Below are 17528 nucleotides of genomic sequence, written 5' to 3' on the forward strand. Positions count from 1 at the left end.
TTACTACAAATTTTATCGGCTTGTAGTAAGCACTTAAGTGCTTACTACGAACCATGTAGGGAAAATATTTATTGATGCCAACTGCCTAGCCTTAAGAAAATTCATCTATAAACGGCGATATTGCTGTTACAAATTCAGCCGTAGATTCGTATGGTAAAACATTCCGACCGGGAACTTTTATCCCATGCCCTTGAGGCAAAGCTTTCAGGTAGTCAGCTAACCATTCATCCGGCGTGATTTTTTTACCTTCTTTGGCAATACTTGATGTGTTTTCACCCACAACAACTAGTGTCGGTTTGTTTATGGAAACAACCGCGCTACTATAATCGTTCAACCAAAACCCAGCTAAAAAAGAGAAAACTGCATAGCGACTATCGGTATTTTCTGCCCCTGCACGCAAAGTATTTAACCATTCAGCATCAACATTATTACTTGATTCAAAAAGTTGCTTAGTCGAGAAATCACGCAAAAATTTTTCTCTGCGGGCATAGCGATAAAAAATATTTCCCAAAGGCGAATCTAAAAGATTCCAAATCAGTTTTTGTTGCCGTTGTGGTAATTGTTTTTTAATTAAAGGCCAAGCTGGAGGGGCTGCTAGTATCAATCCAGCTATCAAATTTGGTTCCTTTTGAAATAATTCAATGGCAACTGCAAATAAAGCGCCTTGAACTACCACAACTACAGGTTTTTGTACTACTTCTTTTAAAAAGTATTGTAACTGTTGCGCCCAATCACTTGGAGTATAAGCAACATGAGGCTTATCACTCTCGCCGCAACCAAGTAAATCAGGATTATAAATTGGATTGCGATGTTCTTGGTGATACCATTCACGACAAAACCGCTGCCAAAATTGCCGTGATAACCCAACGCCAATCGGATGAATTAATAGTAGAGGAATACCTACAGGTGCGGAATTTATTGGTTGATACACTTCGTAAGGGCAACGATAATTTTGCCAAGTGTAAAATTGTGTGGGTGATACTATTTTTTCTTGAGTAATCATGGGAATGTATTGCTTTATTTCTCAGCTAAAAATCATCTGGGGATGAATGAGCTTATAGCCTGCATCTTTTATCTTTTTATTTGATATCTTGGCATTGTATGCACGCTTGCTGCTAAGGGAAGAATCCCATGTAACTTTGGGTAGATTGTGCATTTCACACACGCGATCGCTCACTTCTCCATTTGTAAGGTTGTCATCATCGACAAGGTTATAAATGCCTTGCAAGCGATGGTGGCGGGCAAACTCTATAGCAGCAGTAATATCATCAAGATGAATCCAATTGGCTGGTTCTTTACCATTACCTGGACGAGTTGTACCAGCAATCCGGCTATATATTTTCACTAATTCTCGATTAGGCCCATAAATTCCCCCCAAACGCAAGACACACACGCGGAGGATTTCACTGGTTGCGGAAAGTAATTCTTGCTCAGTCTCATTGAGAATTTTGCCACTAGGAGTTGTTGGTGCAACTGGTGTTTCTTCATCTACCAATGCGCCATTTTGTTCACCGTATACAGAATTGCTACTTGTATATATCAGTTGTTGAACACTGGGCGTTTGCTTTAAAACCGAAACTAAATTACGAGCAGTCTGTAAATAAGTTTCTTCATAGGTATTGACACCTTTTGCGCCAACACTCAAAAGCACCACATCTTGATTTTTTAAGATTGTTTTTAGCCCTTCAAGGTCATTTCCTTGTAATACTACAACTCGTTGGGCTATTGTTTGCAGAGCTGTCACTCGTTCAGGAGTAGTTGTAGTTGCAGTGACAATAAAAGCTTGATTTTGTTGCCAAGATTGGGCAACTACTGAACCCACATAACCACAACCAATTATTGCTACATTCATGAAATTGTTGTTAATTGTTAATTGCGATTAGCCATTAACCATTATCCCCTAGGCATGAACTGTGCCATCAGGCATAATTGCACCGCTGAGATTAGCACCAATCAGTTTCACGAGTAGGCGATCGCCAGAACGAACACGCGCGCCTGTTAAGTCAGCACCCCGCAAATCAGCACCACTCAAATCAGCACCAATCAAGTTGGCATTACGCAGGTTAGCTTCTCTCAAGTCCGCTAACAGCAGGTTGGCTCTAAACATATTGGCTTCAGACAAATTCGCACCTCTAAGAATAACTTTGTGCATAAAGGTATCGCTGAGATTAGCGCCAGTCAGGTTGGCGTAACTCATGTTTCTGCCAGATAAATCTTTATTGCTCAAGTTGGCGTGACTGAAGTCTTTACCACTCAAATCTGGGTTAGTCTTTGGTGGTGGTGGCTGATGTTGGTAGGTGGTTCTGGTTGGCGGCTTTTTCGGTGGGGGTGGTGGTGAATTTTTCGGTGCAGGTGATGGGGAGTAATGAGGGATTTGGCGCTTGGTTTTGAGAGAGCGCAATTTTTCCCGAGCTTCATTAATTTCTTGTAACTTTTTTTGCGCCTTCTCTTTGAGGCGCTGGTTATCGTGGGGGATGCGATCGGGATGCCAAATAAAAGCTAAATCTTTATAAGCCTGGTTCACTTCCTCCAGTGTTGCTCCAGGCTCCAAGTCTAACACCCAATAATACCGCTCCAGCTCTCTCATAAGACATTTTGGTGATAATCAACTTAATTATGAGTGATGCATCCAACTATCAGCTTAATTCTTTGTCAATTATTCTTGCTCTGCTGTTGGGTGATTTGTGCTGAAAGCGGGATTTTCCGGTGCATCTAGAACCCAGCTGCGATCGCGCGGTTACGATTCTCTTCCTTAGTATAGACACTCAGAGCGATCGCTGGTACATTCCCCTTGTTCGATAGGCATTGCCCAGATTTTTAATACCTTTTGCACAGCTTTGCTATGTGAAACAACTAGGACAATTGCTCTATCCCGATCCAGCGATCGCAACTGCTTTAAAAAGGCTTCAGAATAATAGCAATGTGCAGATCCGTCTTGTCGTCGCCGAGACATTACAACGCTATGCAAAAGTTTGAGTTGTTTGCAAAATTCAGAAATCAGCGACCGATTAAACGCTGTCGCATAGCTCTAAAATATGCCCTAACTGGAATTTGATAAATTTCAATAAAAAGCCAAACAATAATTGCTAAATGCGAGAAAAAAGTTAATATTGTCCATATATATGGCACCCAAGATAAGGGGGCATCTGAATGTGGAGGAAAAATGTAAGCTACTATCCCAATCAAAGCAGTAGGGAGGAATATAAAAGCAACTGCTGCTAACACATAACTCCAACCAAATTCCACTCCTTCTAAATGAGCTTCTGTCCAATTAAAGCCATTCCAACGCCAAATTAAAGGAGGTTGCCTAGAAGGCATAACTAGTTGTTGTTGTTCTAAATTCACAGTAAAAATCTGATGGCAGAAATCACAAGCCATTGCCTCCATCAAAGGCATATGAGCAATTTTACCAACATGACAAACTGGGCAGGGATAAACTCCTTTATAGTCAAAAGATGTGGCTAAAATTTTGGATTTGGAGCTATGCATAATACAAAAACTTGGAATCTGTCGAAAGTTAATCAATGCGATTGGTAATTGTTGGTGCTTTGTGGTTGTTTGTTAGTGGTTAGTAGTTAGTAGAACAACTAACCACTAACCACTAACCACTAACCATTAACTACGATCTGCTAATCATTCACCACCTAAAAGGTTGTTTGCTACAGTTATCTCACTCTCAGGACTATGTCTGGCGACAGGCTGCTACGCATCTACACAAGTAAGCTACTCAGTCTCGAACACCAGATTTGTACTGAGTTTATCGTTTTTTTCAAGGTTGTGGACAAGTCTGCTTGATTGTCAAAAGAGTACATAACAAACAAATCGAACATTTTATACTTCATACTTGCACTTTCCCATATCTCTATTTCTCCTGCTTTCTTCGGAAAAGGGTATTGACGTAGTTCAAACCGTCTGTTATTGTCTTTGAGTATAGGTCTAAATTAACTTTTCCAGAAAAACCCGTCGCAGATGCTCAACTATACTTCCTATTTTTATTTTTGGTTTAGGGTGGTTCACCGGGAGTGAATCTAGTTTCCTAATGGAAACAGCCCGGTGAACCGCAGAGCGAACTCTGCGGTTTTTGTTTTTTAAGGAGAATCTCATCGTCATGATCTATTTCAGTACCTGGTTTTATGGCTTTTACTTTTGGCCCAGAATAAGTTCCGGGTAAATAGTGTTATGTCGATGAAGCATCAACACCCGGAACTTAGCCAAAGTTCCGGGTTTTTTTTGAGATTTGGTCAGTGGTTAGTGGATAGTAGTTAGTTGTTCTACCAACCACTAACTACTAACTACTAACTACTAACTATCAACCACCACTATTACTTTAAGGAGAACTGAATCATGATTAATGCCAAATTAGCAGCTAAATCTCATCTGCATGACCAAACCATTGTTAAACTTTCCGAACAAGTTTCCTTTGGTGGTATACAATTAGTGATAATCGGCGGGCCTTGCGCGGTTGAAAGCAAGGAACAAATGGAGACAGTCGCCCAGAAGTTATCTACTGCACCCGTGCAAGCGTTGCGTGGAGGTGTCTACAAACCCCGCACTTCTCCCTACGCCTTTCAAGGAATGGGAGAAGAAGGACTGAAAATTTTGGCAGGAGTACGATCGCGTTACAATATGCCGGTTGTAACTGAGGTAATGTCAATTTCTCAAATAGAAGCGATCGCCGCCCACGCTGATATGCTTCAAGTAGGTAGCCGCAACATGCAAAATTTCGACTTGCTCAAAGCTTTAGGGCAAGCAGGTAAACCCATACTCCTCAAACGTGGTTTAGCGGCGACAATCGAAGAATTCGTCATGGCAGCCGAATATATTTTAAGTCACGGTAATCCTGATGTGGTGCTGTGCGAACGGGGTATCCGCAGTTTCGATAACTATACCCGCAATGTGCTGGATTTAGGAGCAGTAGCAGCGCTTAAGCAAATTACTCACCTACCCGTGATTGTAGATCCTTCCCATGCAGTCGGTAAGCGGGAGTTAGTGGCACCTGTGGCTAAGGCTGCAATCGCCTGTGGTGCAGATGGTTTAATTATTGAGTGTCACCCAGAACCAGAACAATCTGTATCTGATGCACGTCAAGCACTGTCTTTAGAAGATATGGTTAGTTTAGTTAATAGCTTAAAACCAGTAGCAGCAGCAGTTGAGCGGAATATATCGGAAGAATTAGGGGTGGGTTTAGAACCTGCCCCTCTTTGTTTGTCTGCGGCTTAGAATTTATGCTTTTTTTAGCTGAGTAGCTGAAGTTTTTAGCTACTCGGCTGTTAGATCAAATAGGAAATCAAAAAATTTAACAAATGAGTTAGTCAACACGCCTAACTTCAAATCTTCTCAACCCTTCCGGTTCCTCAAACTTCACCACCACTTCTTTAACCATGGCTGCGGGTGGACCTTGATGACACCAGCGAATCATCTCTTCTACAACCTCCCGCACACCTTCAAACACTGCTTCAACGCGACCATCAGGGAGATTTCGCACCCAACCACTTAATCCTAACTGACTAGCTGTATCAACAGTGGCAAAGCGATAGCCTACGCCTTGGACTCTGCCAGAAATAAATACGTGGGCGCGGATTGACTGCGACATCTGTGTGAGACTCTGCATTGACAGGCATATTCTCTACGATTTCCAGTCTACCTGCTTTATGGACATACAACCCGGCTTTTAATTTAAACTCTGGATTTTAATCCCGGTCGTCATCCTCATCATCATCTTCATCTTCGTCGTCGCGATCGCGGTATCTATATTCGCGGTCTTCGTCATCGCGATCGCGATAGTCCCGGTCTTCATCACGTCGTCTCTGTTTGCCACCGATTATATTGCCGAACAAATCACCTAGTCCCATAATTTTTCTCCCTGTTGATTTGATAATCAGCTCAAAAAAAATGATTATTCTAGTAGTTTGTTTGATAGTTTTGGTGGATAACTCTTCCTATAGATGTAAATAGAAATATTTGAATTTTGAATGGCTTTTGAATTGCTTATGTCTAATTTGCCACCACTCAATACAGAAACCCTTTGGGCTATTCTCAACGAAGAAATTGATGACGCCACAGTTAATCAATTGGTATGGCACTGCTTAGGTTATCGCTACGACCCTGCAACGGCAAAATGGGACAATCAACAAGTGCCCCCCGATTGGCGAGATGACTACCCAGAACCACCAGATTTTATTGATAGTCGCCCTGCAACAGTTAAGCTGACTCGTTCGATTCCTACAGAGAACAAACAAATACTAAAAGAAAAACTAGGTTTTAAAGGTTACAAAATTGGAGAATTTGGCCCTCGGCAAACTCGGAGAGCAACGGCAGCAAATTGGTTATTAAGTTATATGGAACAAAAGGGGTAGTTAGTGGTTGGTGGTTGATGGTTGATTGCTAACTAAATTTTGGACTCAGCCAAAAACTGAACCCTCGTTATTTGCGATCGCACCACACGCAGTTGATTTCAGTTGCGATCGCCCTCAAATCGGATTTTAAATCTTACTGTCATCACTTCCCTAAACTTGCACAATGTCTAGGGATTTTCTTTTTTGTCTTTATCTAATGCTTCCTGAATCGCACGACGGCAGAATTCAGGAGGGTTATCTTTTTGCTGTACTTCATCTTTCATTTCTTTGGTAACACGCAAATGTATGTATTCACTTAATGGTTTATCTCTATCAGTAAGCAAGAACGGAGAGAGAGGGATTCGAACCCTCGTTGAAGTTGCCCCCAAACAGCATTTCCAGTGCTGCGCCTTCAACCACTCGGCCATCTCTCCAGGCGTCACGATCTGCAATTTTACAATACAATTCAAGAAACTGCAATTAGATTCTATCAAAAAATTCCAAATCCAAAATAAACATGTCTCGGACATACACCATTACAGTTCACGATCGCGCTAAAGGTATAAAACACACCTTGGAAGTTCCTGATGACCGCTACATCCTGCATAGTTGTGAGAAACAAGGGAAAGAACTGCCATTTTCTTGCCGCAATGGTGCTTGCACCACTTGTGCAGTCAGGGTTCTCAAAGGAGAAATTTACCAACCAGAAGCAGTGGGACTATCGCTGGAGTTGCGTCAGCAAGGTTACGCGCTGTTGTGCGTAAGTTACGCCCGTTCTGATTTAGAAGTGGAGACACAAGACGAGGATGAAGTCTATGAACTTCAGTTTGGGCGCTATTTTGGTAAGGGAAAAGTGCGGGCAGGTTTGCCGTTAGATGAAGAGTAAAGTTGTTAGTGGTTAGTAGTTAGTAGTTAGTGGTTAGTGGTTAGTGGTTAGTGGTTAGTGGTTAGTGGTTAGTGGAAAATACAACTAATTACTAACTACTAACAAATGACTAATGACTAATGACTAAAATCGCAATTTTATTATCCTGCCTATTACTGCTGTTGGTTGGTTGTCAAACCCAAACAAAGTCCCCAGCAAATCCGCAGGTGCAGGTTAAAGTAGCACAGGTAGTGAGTGGGCAAACCCTAGAAGTGTTTGGGATGGGCGATCAATCCAATTTGATTTCTCAGGTGCGCTTGCTGGGGATTGACGCACCAGATTTACAGCAGCGTCCTTGGGGAAGTGCAGCAAAAGAACGATTGCAAGCGCTGATTGAGGAACAACCAGTCATTTTGGAGTTTGATGTGGAAGGAAAAGATAAATTTGGGCGAATTCTGGCTTACGTGTGGAAAGATAAAGTGTTGTTGAATGAACAGTTAGTCAAAGAAGGTCAGGCGCTGTTTGTGGGGCGATCGCCCAACCACAAATATGACCAACGCTTAGAACGCGCCCAACAGTGGGCTAGACTTATGGGACTGGGCATTTGGAACCCAGAAAAACCCATGCGTTTAACTCCTGCTGAATTTCGCCGTCAAAATCGATAATTAGTTAACCGAAAGAGTTGTAAAAATACCTAAAATCCTTACCAATGACAAATGACAAATGACAAATAACGATCCTCACGAGTTAACTTGATTTATGCCAACTTAACTTATTAGCAATAAAGTGTTACATCTTCACCACACTCATCTGCTAAATAAGTTAAAGCTTTGAAACGCAGTTCAACTAATTGTTCGTAGAGAGGATTTAATTTACAAAGAGGTGGAATATAGAGAATAGTACGATTAAGGAATTTAATTTCTCGTTCAAAAGGACAACTGGCAGGAATAATTGTGCAGACCAATCGTGCAAATTCGTAATCTTCTATTTTTAGGGATTCAAGCCATTGACGGATTGGTCGTAATAGAACATTTACAACAGAGATTAAAGTTAAGGTAGTAATGGACATCATATTGTTAGTGAATGAATTTGTTGGGGAATTAGCAAGACTTTTTCAAGTAGGAGACTATCTGATTTGGAAGCATCTGCCATTAAAACGGCTCTCGCACATTCATTGAGCAAAATTTTTCCTTGTGAAGTAGTGCTGAAATCCTGACCCATCAAAAATCCTTTTTTGATGAGTTTTTTAATAGCAAATCTAGTCACTGATTCTAGCAAGTTCGTGTAAGGTTCCAAATTAGAGAAGTTTTCTAAAGTCCAGTGGAAAGTATCAGTATCTGTAGCAGATAATTCAAATATTGCTGCCGTTAAAAGAGATTCTGCATATTGAGTATCTAGAGTAATTTCTAGCTGTTCCACCCAATACTCTACTAGCTTTTTATCTTGAATCTTCAAAACATAGATGGTTCTTTCGAGGTGAAAATAGAATATTTCTAAATAATTCATGTTAGACATAATTACTATTCCTCGGGCAGAATATCTTTTACGGCAACTTGTGTTACTTTACGAACAAAAGTTTTATCTTTTATTTAATTACGTTTCCCCTTTCTTCAGAGAAGAGGGATTAGGGTAGAGGTGAGTTTATACTCTACCCTAGAGTAAGTGCTATCAAGTTGGTGGTCTCTCAGTTGTCTTTAACTTTAAAACTGAAAAATGCAGATATTGTGGAGATGGAAAAAAGTTAGAAAAATTTTTTCAACTCTACCAGTCTAGAGCCGCCGCAATTTGAGCAGGCAATTTCATGGCTTTGAAAGGTTTGGTAATAATTGCTCGCACTCCCAGTTCGGCAAATCGCCGCTGTTCGGCAGCTTGCGTCTTTGCTGTCAGTAAAATTACGGGGATTGACTTGGTGTCTGGATTCGCTTGTAACGCTTTAAAGGTAGCGATTCCGTCCATATCAGGCATCATCACATCCAAGAGGATAACATCTGGCTGTTCGGCGGCCGCCTTAGCCACTCCCTCACTACCTGAAGCAGCAGTCGAGACTTGCCAAGCACCTACTGCTTTTAAGGAGAGTTCAGCCACCGCACGAATGTCATATTCATCATCAATGATGAGAATGTGTCTCGTGGTCATATCTGGTCTACCTGTAGACTAGTATTTTGTGTTGAGTTTTGAATAAAAACTCCTAACTCTCTTCACTCTTACCGTGAATCATCCGGTTGAGTAAGTTAATTACCCGCTGTTCAAATTCCTGCGGGGTAATGCGTCCTTTGGTGAGAAATAGGGTTTGCCCCAATCTTAATCGTTCGCGATCGCTCTCATCTAGGTCGCGCGCCGTGTACACAACTAACGGCACTTGGCACAGGCGGTTATGCTGCCGCAGCCAATCCACGACAGCAAAACCATCACATTCTGGCAGTCCTAAATCCAGTACCAACAAATCAGGAATGACATTCTGGCTTACTTGTATAGCTTTCCGTCCAGTTTGGGCATAAAAGGTGACAATGCCGTGGCTATTGAACATAGCAATCAGTACCTGTGCCAAATCTTGGTCGTCTTCTATAATCAGTACTTTGATAGTTTGATTTTGTTTAGCAGTAGCTTTTTCCAAAGCTTGGCACAATAGCTTGAAGTCTGGAGGCTTGACAATCCAGTCACTCACACCCTCCGGAAGACTTTGAATGGTATCGGGTAACAAACCACTAAGGATAATCACTGGGATGTTTTGGGTCTGTGGCTGCTGTTTGAGAATTGCTAGGGTTTCCCAACCATTCATACCGGGCATCCTCAAATTGAGAATAATTGCATCAGGCTGGTTTGCCGTTGCTTGTTCTACTGCCTCTTGTCCCGATGCCACTGTCATAACTCGGTAGCCCTGCCGTTCTAGCGTAGTTTGCACTACAGCTCGAACAGAGGGATCATCATCACACTCTAGTATTAGGGGGGGGAGTGGGGGAGTGGGGGAGTGGACGAGTGGGGAAGTAATTTTGAATTTTGAATTTTGAATTTTGAATTGTTCATTTCCCCCCTCTCCCTCTCTCCCTCTCTCCCCCTCCTTTTCTGAGAGGATTGGCAAAGTAAAAAAGAAAGTACTGCCTTCTCCCAATGTGCTTTCAGCCCAGATTTGCCCGCCATGATGCTGCAAGATGCTGCGACAAATAGCTAGACCCAAACCCGTTCCCCCTTTCTGACGGGAGTCCGAGGCATCAACTTGTCCAAAACGCTCAAAGATAGATTCTAGCTTGTCAGCTGGGATGCCGCGTCCTTGATCGCGAACTTGAAATAGGATGTAGGGAATTGGGCATTGGGCATCGGGAATTGGGGATTGGGAATTGGGCATTGAATCTTGTCTATGCCCCTTGCCCATTGCCCCTTGCCCATTCCCTACTTCGGCGCTCAACCAAACCGTAGAACCGATCGGCGAAAATTTAATGGCATTGCTGAGTAAGTTGGTGAGTACCTGGATAATGCGATCGGGGTCAGCCCAGAGGCGAGTTGATACGGGAGAAACTGATAATGTCACCTCTGCTTGTTCTGCTATTTCCTCCACAACCTCTGCTGACTGGATCATCAAGTCGGCTGCATCACAGGTTTGCTTAGTCATTTGTACCTTCCCCGACTCGATGCGTTCGATATCGAGGATGTCATTGATCAAACGCACTAGCCGATCCGTGTTATTGGCAGCAATATTTAACATGCGTTGAGCATCTTCAGGCTCGTTTTGCAAAATTCCACTTGCCAGCAAATCCAAGGCACCAGAAATGGAAGTCAGGGGTGTTCGCAATTCGTGGCTGACTACTGAAATAAATTCATCCTTAAGGCGTTCAACTTCTCGGCGATCGCTAATATCCTTCATGAAGCAATAATGCCCAATGAATTGTTCCTGGTCGTAGGCTTTGACCATCACTACTTGTTTATCAAAAACCGAACCGTCTTTCCGCACAGCCCTAGCTTCCACTTCCGCCTTGCCGTTGCTGAGCATTTGTTGGTAGGCAGCGCTCAACTTCTCCTTGTCCTCTGGATGAACTGTCAGCTGCCATTCCATACCAATCAATTCTTCGCTTTGATAACCAACCATGCTGGCATATGCCGGGTTCACCTTGAGATAACGTCCCTGTCTATCTAACTGTGAAATCCCCTCTACTGCACTTTCCAGCGCCTTGCTAAGGTGGCGAAGTTCTTCTTCTGCTCGCTTGCGTGCCGTAATATCCTCGAAAAGATAAAGACGCCCAAAGTATCTATCGTCCTCGTCGCGGATTTGGGAGGAAAAACGCCGGACGATTCGCCCATCGACAAAGGGAATTTCATCTTCAATAATTCCACGATTTTCCTCGCTTTGTAGGGGTTTGCACGATTCAGCAAACGCTGGCACATCTGCCACAACAGACAGACAATCAGGAATAATATCGTTATTTTTGAGTTCGCCACGCTGCATTCGTTCTTCCAGATGTTCAAGGCCCCAAATTTCGCAGAAGCGGTGGTTGAAGTAGAGTATGGCGTCGGTGCAGTTGTCTACAACATAAAACGCCAATGGTGAAGCATTAGCCATTGAGCGCAACAAAGCCTCTTTCCAACGCAGTTCTTGTTCTGACTGTTTGCGATCGCTGATGTCCTCAACTATGTAGGAAAATCGCGGACGGCTACTACTGCCATCGCTGCTAATTGCCGCAACCGTGGCTGAAAGCCATCTGTTCCCCGTGGAAGTCTCGTGAGCATATTCAAAGCGAACCGGAGAGTGGGTATGTTCGGCTTGGTGGTAATGCTCAATCCACAGGCTTATATACTTTTGGGGCAAACCCATTTCGCTTGCTAGTTGATTGTGCATTGCTTCTGGCGTTCGTCTAAAAAGCTTCCCAGTGGCAACGTTATCAGAAATATGCAGGATGTCATCATCCACCACTTCAACCACTCCCATCATCATCGGTGCGCTATCAAAGAAACTGCGGAGGGTGGCTTCACTCTGTCGCAGTGCTTCTTCTGCTCGTTTGCGATCGGTAATGTCGCTGCCAATGCCAAGAAACCCCGTGATATTATTTTCTGCGTCACGCAAAGCCGTGACTGACAGCAGCACGGGGAAGCGCGAACCATCTTTGCGGATGTAAGACCATTCGCGCTCGTCTACTTGCCCGCGTCTTGCTCTAGCAACAAACACCTCAAACCCAGGCTCAATCGTCACACCCAGTTCTTGGGATAGTTCTTGCGCCGCTTTCACAACTTCATCCGAGTCGTGAATAAGCACCGGAGTTGTTTTCCCAACCACCTCTTGGGCAGAATATCCCAACCATCGTTCCGCCGCTGCATTAAATGTGAGGATGATGCCGTCTTCTGTGGTGGAAATAATCGTGTAGTTGGCACTATCCAAAATCGCCCGTTGCAGTGTTGTAGTATCCCGCAGTGCTGCCTCTGCTCGCTGGCGTTCGGCAATTTCCGCCTGCAATGCTGTATTAGCTGTTAATAGCTCTGCTGTTCGTTCTTGAACTCGGATTTCTAACTCATCATGTGCTTTGCGTAATGCTGCCTCTGCTTGTTGGCGAGCGGTGATTTCCTGTTGCAGTTTTTGATTAGCTGCTTCTAACTGCGCTGTACTGGGTATTCGCAGTGCTGTAGGCACTAACTCTACCAGTACGAGCGCTGTGTACACTGAAACTATCGCTGTAATGGCTTTAATTGACCCGGATAGCCAATAGGTTGGATACCAAAGTGTCCAAACTGCCATCAGATGAGTCGTGCCACAAGCAATGATAAAAGCTCCAAACAACAGAAAGATGCCTTTGAACGGAACATCTTTGCGCTTGTGGACGAAATAGAGCAATGTCACAGGAATTGAGTAATATGACAGGGCAATTAAGGAATCTGACAACAGATGCAACCACACCAACCCTGGATTCCAGAGATAACAATGCCCGTGGGGGATAAAGGGGCTTGAGGTTAAAAATGCGTATAATAATTCAAACATATAGGCACCGAATGAATTATAAATTATGAATTATGAATTATGAAATTTTTTAGGATTCAGCATTCATCATTCATAATTTTCACCAATCCCCAATCCCCAATTTTGGTGTATGTAGTTCATGTTTAATTACTCAGCACCCGGTTTCTTCCCGCTGCCTTTGCCTGGCCAAGGACTGCATCAGCAGCCTGGTAGAGTGCCTGGAGATTGGCTCCATCTTGAGGATACTCGACAACTGCTGCACTGAAGGTAGCGTGAAACTTCGGGTCGTTGGTAGCCGTAAATTCTATCTGACGCAATCTCTTGAGAACTTCCAAAACCCGCCGCACCCCATCACTTTTGCTCATTCCCGCCATCCCCACCACAAATTCCGTACCTCCCCAGCGACCGACTACATCTTGGCTGTGGAAATTCTGCCGCAACAGTTCCCCCAGTTGGGATAACACGCGATCGCCAACAGTATGACCGTACTGGTGGTTAATTTGCTTCAGGTTGTCCAGATCGGCAATGGCGAAGCAGAAGGGTTGATGGTGGCGATCGCTCCACTCAAGATACCGATTGAGTTCTTGGGTGGACTTGCGGCGATTGGCAACGAAGGTGAGGGGATCGATTTCTGCCAGGTTCCGCAACCAGCGCGATCGCTCTAGGCGATTAAAGATCCGAGTAATTAGTTCTGGTTCGACAATTGGCTTACTGATGTAGTCATCAGCACCTGCTGCAAAGATCTGTTGTCTGGTCGCAGTATCGCTGTGAGCAGTGAGAAACAAGATGGGCAGTCCGCTCCACTGCGGCTCGTTGCGAGCAACTTGGCATAATTCTATACCGCTTATCACCGGCATTTCCACATCTAAAATCAGCAGTTCCGGTTGAGCAACTGCTATTGCCTCCAAGAATCGGAGGGGATTCTCTAGCGTGTAAACCTTCAGCCCCCAAGGCGGGAGTAAAGTCTGGAGAGCGTTCAATATCTCTGGGTCGTCATCTACAACCATCACCTTTGCCTCAGTTGAGCGGGTGCGTTGTAAGATTTGATTCACGGTTTCCAGTACTGCGATTGGGGAAACAGGCTTCTGTAAAACTGCCCGTCCACCCAAACGAGCGACTTTTACCCGATCGAGCAAATTGTCTTGTTCTGTAAGAACTATAACTGGTACTGGGGGAGTACGAGCGCTGAGTTCTGCTAGCAAAGCTAGAGCATTTTCCGTGCTGTCACTAGCACAAAGGTCAAGTAGCACGACATCAGGGTCATTGTCAGCAATCAACTCCTTAGCGGCGATCGCATCTGGGGCAATTTGCGTTCTCATTCCCCAGCTATTCGTCTCTCTCACCAACGCCTCAACTAATTCCCGATCCTGGTTAACAATCAACAGCAACGGATTTTCATTCGCCAGTTGATTAACTGACAGCAGTCCCGGCTTATACTTAGAGTTCAACAGTTGCAGTTCCTGGTCTAATGCCACAACTAATTGCGAGAGATCCTGTTTTGCTGTTGGCTCCAACTTAGTACCATTTTCCAATAGAGATTCTAATAAAATTCTCATAGCGGCTGTTGACCGCAAATGATTAAAAATTAACTCCTAAATAATCTAGTATACAACGTTTCGTGTCTCATACTTGCCAACGACAAACCCCAACTGCAACAACTCAGATCATCATCCTCCAAACTGAGAATTTGGACTGACGTAGCACTCAGTAAAGGTTGTATTTCTAACAACAACCGCTGTCCTGAAGTTTGGCCAAGGGGAATAAGTTTGACTCCAGCAGTAATCAAATTGCTTGCCCAACTATGCAGATACCCCAGCACAGCCGCTTGGATATTTATTTGCCAATAGGCAGCAGCAATACCAAAAGCGATCGCATAATTGCAAGAATTACCAACAGCATTGACAATGGGCGCGATTTGTGGTTCTAACTCTACCAGCAGTTTTGCTAGCGTTCGCCCCATCCCCAAGCTAGAAGCGCGTAGTTCTTCTGTTTCCCTAGCCGCCGACAACCAACTATTCCAAGCAGATAAAGTCTGGAAATCCCCCGCCAGCACCGATCGATATGCGCGTACCATCACAGCTGCTTCTAAGCGAATAGCCCCATAGCGCAGTTCCATTTCTAGCCAATGCTTGAGGTTTTCTGGATGAGCGATCGCCTCATCCTCAACCAAAGTTTCTAAACCTTCAGAATAGCTATATCCTCCTACAGGTAAAGCCGGGCTAGCCAGTTGCAAAAGACACAAAAGATTGCTATCAGTGAGCATGATTGTGTCCATAGGCACCTGTTTCTGGCTGAAAAGGTAAAATTTCCTCTTTAACTTCTAGCCCCAATTGTTCCAGCATTGTGCGTAAAATAGGATCGGGAGATAATCGTAAATAAGTAGCTGTAATTTCTATTGGTACATGACGATTTCCCAAATGATATGCCGCCCTAAGTAAATCTAGATGGGTTTGGGCAGTTACAGTTAAAACTGGTTCTGGTTTAGCAATAATTCTGACTACATTACCAGTCGTTTCATCTTCGAGAATATCCCCATCCCGCAGCACCGTACCTCTGGGTAAACGCAAAAACACAACTTGCCCATCTTCCGTTTCAAAACGATAACGACTGCGGGTGCGTTCTTCTGCTGTGAGAGCCAAAGTTAATGTTATTGCTGCATTAGCATTTGGTGGTTTTCTCTGGGTGAATGTCAGCATCAACAATTAAAGATTGTAAGTAGCAGAGATAATCGTAACGATTCGCCAAGCTATGATTATGCAGCATTTGGTGGAAGTTTATGCGATCGCTCTTTCTACTTGTTCCCATTGAGACACATCTGCACAGATGGCTAAGATTTGCTGTTCGGGGTAGGTTTTTAAGGTTTCGAGTTCTGCTTTGGTAGAGTTGAGCTTGGTTTGGTTGCGAGCAATAATGCAGACATTAGCACCAGATTTAATCAGCAGAGTGGCGATCGCTTTACCAATACCACTAGAACCACCTGTAATAATTGCATGTTTATACATTTTTTTATGGTTTTTAAGAGTTCCCTTTCATTTGGCATTTGCCAGAGTGGCGATCGTTTGATTAATCTGTGCTTCTGTATGCAAACAACTGATAAAAAAGCGCAGACGTGCAGCATCATTGGCTACAGCAGGATAAATCATTGGTTGGACGTTAATTCCGGCTTGGAAGAGAGTATGAGACAGCTGGATACAAGTAAGAGAATTTCCCACAACAATAGGAATAATGGGAGAATTCTGACTTGTGGCTGTGTTCCAACCCTGTGCTTGAGCTAGTTGCAAAATATTTCTATTGAGCTATTAAAATTACCTCAACCCATGTTGCGGGTTGATAGTAAAGTCCTTTTGGATAACCTGGGTGATGCTCTTAATACCATCGACCAAGCAGTCGCTAGAGTTGAAACAGGCAACAAATCTTTTGATGACATTAGTATAGAAGAACTGCCAGAACTGTTGAATTTTCTCCAAAGGCTAATAGGCGCATCATTTCTTGATAAACCCCAAATGACGATTGAACTGGCGAAACTTCTGCCCCAGATTTTAATGCAGCAAGGAATTCGCGCTCAAACATATCGGCCGAAAGATGCTCATAGCGATCGCGAATATTTTGACTTCGAGCCAAGTATCGATCCTGACACCAAAGATTACGTGACTATCACTCCCGCTTTGTTGAAGGGCGATCGCTTGCTGAGACGTGGCCGGGTAATTGAACCAGCGTATTGGGAAGCTAAAGAATAATCAATACTAAGAAAATGGAAATTTTAGAAACAATCGGTTTTGATTTGGGACACGGTGAAACAGCTGTCGCCAAAGCTATAGTGGAGAGCATCGAACCCCCCCAGATGTTGGAAATTAATAATAAGAAACATCAAATTACAGCTCTCGGTTGGCATCCCCAACTCGGTTATCTTGTTGGAGAACAAGCATTAATCCAAGCTGGCGTTACCCAACTGCAAATCTCTATCCGGACTTTAGCCGATTTGGAAACATCTATGAAAAATCGAGCAGAGGAGTGGTTAAAAAGCGATCGCGCTCAGCAGATAATTAACAATCGTTGAACAAGGGTTGCAAAAAGCTCTTTCCACCAAAGTTCAAGAGGCAATTATTCTCATCCAATAATCTCTGTGTATATTCCGGAATGCTGCATATTGGCTTTGTAGAAGACTATAACACTCACAAAGCATGGTCTTTATTCATTAAATCTCCTAATTTTAAAGTGCTATAGGTAAACTCGCCACACTGCTACAACAGTGTGGTTTTATATTTGCGAAGTTAGGGATTACCAAGAAATAAATTATCCCTTCTTGTGGAGTGGGCGTCTCGCCCGCCCTTGGTTATGGGCGGACAGGATGTCCACCCCACAAGAAAAATTGTATGTTTTTTTATTTGGA

At 43.6% G+C, this 17528-nt stretch carries 20 protein-coding genes, 1 tRNA gene and 2 pseudogenes; 6 read left to right on the top strand and 17 right to left on the bottom strand.

What is annotated here, in order from left to right; translation table 11 throughout:
• Window positions 1-91: 91 nt before the first annotated feature.
• From HXY43_RS09575 to HXY43_RS09595, 5 genes are all read right to left on the bottom strand, one after another.
• Window positions 92-1003 (bottom strand): alpha/beta hydrolase, encoded by a 912-nt coding sequence (locus HXY43_RS09575; RefSeq protein ID WP_290882692.1) that lies wholly within the window; start codon window positions 1001-1003, stop codon window positions 92-94.
• Between the two features lie 21 nt (window positions 1004-1024).
• Entirely contained in the window at window positions 1025-1852 is an 828-nt protein-coding gene (locus HXY43_RS09580) for an SDR family oxidoreductase (RefSeq protein WP_290882694.1), read from the bottom strand.
• A gap of 48 nt (window positions 1853-1900) precedes the next feature.
• The gene (locus HXY43_RS09585; protein ID WP_290882697.1) at window positions 1901-2587 is read right to left on the bottom strand and encodes a pentapeptide repeat-containing protein; all 687 of its coding nucleotides are present in this window, start codon (window positions 2585-2587) and stop codon (window positions 1901-1903) included.
• Between the two features lie 165 nt (window positions 2588-2752).
• Window positions 2753-2953, bottom strand: coding sequence for a hypothetical protein (locus HXY43_RS09590; protein ID WP_290882700.1), 201 nt, complete (start codon window positions 2951-2953; stop codon window positions 2753-2755).
• A 44-nt stretch (window positions 2954-2997) separates the two neighbouring features.
• Complete coding sequence (locus HXY43_RS09595) at window positions 2998-3489, bottom strand: hypothetical protein (RefSeq protein ID WP_026735330.1); 492 nt, start codon at window positions 3487-3489, stop codon at window positions 2998-3000.
• 855 nt (window positions 3490-4344) lie between these two features.
• On the opposite strand from HXY43_RS09595, the gene aroF reads away from it, so the two are divergent.
• A complete protein-coding gene (gene aroF, locus HXY43_RS09600; protein ID WP_290882703.1) occupies window positions 4345-5220 on the top strand; it encodes a 3-deoxy-7-phosphoheptulonate synthase in 876 nt (291 codons plus the stop codon).
• Window positions 5221-5308: 88 nt separating this feature from the next.
• Here the strand turns inward: aroF and HXY43_RS09605 are convergent, their stop codons facing one another.
• A complete protein-coding gene (locus HXY43_RS09605) occupies window positions 5309-5593 on the bottom strand; it encodes an acylphosphatase (RefSeq protein WP_290882740.1) in 285 nt (94 codons plus the stop codon).
• 97 nt (window positions 5594-5690) lie between these two features.
• A complete protein-coding gene (locus tag HXY43_RS09610; RefSeq protein ID WP_290882706.1) occupies window positions 5691-5852 on the bottom strand; it encodes a hypothetical protein in 162 nt (53 codons plus the stop codon).
• Window positions 5853-5990: 138 nt separating this feature from the next.
• On the opposite strand from HXY43_RS09610, the gene HXY43_RS09615 reads away from it, so the two are divergent.
• Window positions 5991-6356 carry a DUF1823 family protein gene (locus HXY43_RS09615; RefSeq protein WP_290882708.1) on the top strand — a complete coding sequence of 122 codons (366 nt, stop codon included), beginning with the start codon at window positions 5991-5993 and terminating at the stop codon, window positions 6354-6356.
• Window positions 6357-6682: 326 nt separating this feature from the next.
• On the opposite strand, the gene HXY43_RS09620 is transcribed toward HXY43_RS09615, so the two are convergent.
• A tRNA-Ser gene (locus tag HXY43_RS09620) sits at window positions 6683-6769 on the bottom strand.
• A gap of 83 nt (window positions 6770-6852) precedes the next feature.
• Between HXY43_RS09620 and HXY43_RS09625 the strand changes: the two genes are divergently transcribed.
• Together HXY43_RS09625 and HXY43_RS09630 are read left to right on the top strand one after the other, a co-directional pair.
• Window positions 6853-7221, top strand: a complete 369-nt coding sequence (locus tag HXY43_RS09625) for a 2Fe-2S iron-sulfur cluster-binding protein (protein WP_026735323.1) — start codon at window positions 6853-6855, stop codon at window positions 7219-7221.
• Between the two features lie 119 nt (window positions 7222-7340).
• Window positions 7341-7865, top strand: coding sequence for a thermonuclease family protein (locus HXY43_RS09630; protein ID WP_290882711.1), 525 nt, complete (start codon window positions 7341-7343; stop codon window positions 7863-7865).
• 110 nt (window positions 7866-7975) lie between these two features.
• Here HXY43_RS09630 and HXY43_RS09635 read toward each other — a convergent pair whose 3' ends face one another.
• The 9 genes from HXY43_RS09635 to HXY43_RS09675 form a co-directional block, all read right to left on the bottom strand.
• On the bottom strand, window positions 7976-8272 hold the full coding sequence (locus HXY43_RS09635) for a Mo-dependent nitrogenase C-terminal domain-containing protein (protein ID WP_026735321.1): 297 nt from the start codon (window positions 8270-8272) through the stop codon (window positions 7976-7978).
• Window positions 8269-8715 (bottom strand): hypothetical protein, encoded by a 447-nt coding sequence (locus tag HXY43_RS09640; RefSeq protein WP_231510476.1) that lies wholly within the window; start codon window positions 8713-8715, stop codon window positions 8269-8271. The genes HXY43_RS09635 and HXY43_RS09640 overlap by 4 nt, the downstream gene beginning before the upstream one ends.
• Before the next feature lie 246 nt (window positions 8716-8961).
• A complete protein-coding gene (locus HXY43_RS09645) occupies window positions 8962-9336 on the bottom strand; it encodes a response regulator (RefSeq protein WP_026735319.1) in 375 nt (124 codons plus the stop codon).
• Window positions 9337-9388: 52 nt separating this feature from the next.
• Entirely contained in the window at window positions 9389-12919 is a 3531-nt protein-coding gene (locus HXY43_RS09650; RefSeq protein WP_290882742.1) for a PAS domain S-box protein, read from the bottom strand.
• A 362-nt stretch (window positions 12920-13281) separates the two neighbouring features.
• Window positions 13282-14694 (bottom strand): response regulator, encoded by a 1413-nt coding sequence (locus HXY43_RS09655; protein ID WP_290882718.1) that lies wholly within the window; start codon window positions 14692-14694, stop codon window positions 13282-13284.
• Window positions 14695-14723: 29 nt separating this feature from the next.
• Entirely contained in the window at window positions 14724-15413 is a 690-nt protein-coding gene (locus tag HXY43_RS09660) for an urease accessory protein UreF (RefSeq protein WP_290882721.1), read from the bottom strand.
• A complete protein-coding gene (gene ureE / locus HXY43_RS09665) occupies window positions 15391-15834 on the bottom strand; it encodes an urease accessory protein UreE (RefSeq protein ID WP_290882724.1) in 444 nt (147 codons plus the stop codon). The genes HXY43_RS09660 and ureE overlap by 23 nt, the downstream gene beginning before the upstream one ends.
• 78 nt (window positions 15835-15912) lie before the next feature.
• Window positions 15913-16140 (bottom strand): SDR family NAD(P)-dependent oxidoreductase, encoded by a 228-nt coding sequence (locus tag HXY43_RS09670; protein WP_290882727.1) that lies wholly within the window; start codon window positions 16138-16140, stop codon window positions 15913-15915.
• Window positions 16141-16167: 27 nt separating this feature from the next.
• Window positions 16168-16419, bottom strand: coding sequence for a hypothetical protein (locus tag HXY43_RS09675; RefSeq protein WP_290882729.1), 252 nt, complete (start codon window positions 16417-16419; stop codon window positions 16168-16170).
• A gap of 12 nt (window positions 16420-16431) precedes the next feature.
• Here HXY43_RS09675 and HXY43_RS09680 point away from each other — a divergent pair.
• Window positions 16432-16875, top strand: a pseudogene (locus HXY43_RS09680) (hypothetical protein); the annotation flags it as partial.
• 14 nt (window positions 16876-16889) lie between these two features.
• Window positions 16890-17099 (top strand): annotated as a pseudogene (locus HXY43_RS09685) (hypothetical protein); the annotation flags it as partial.
• Between the last annotated feature and the right edge of the window lie 429 nt (window positions 17100-17528).

It is taken from the genome of Fischerella sp. (genome assembly GCF_013388695.1).
Classification (GTDB): domain Bacteria; phylum Cyanobacteriota; class Cyanobacteriia; order Cyanobacteriales; family Nostocaceae; genus PCC9605.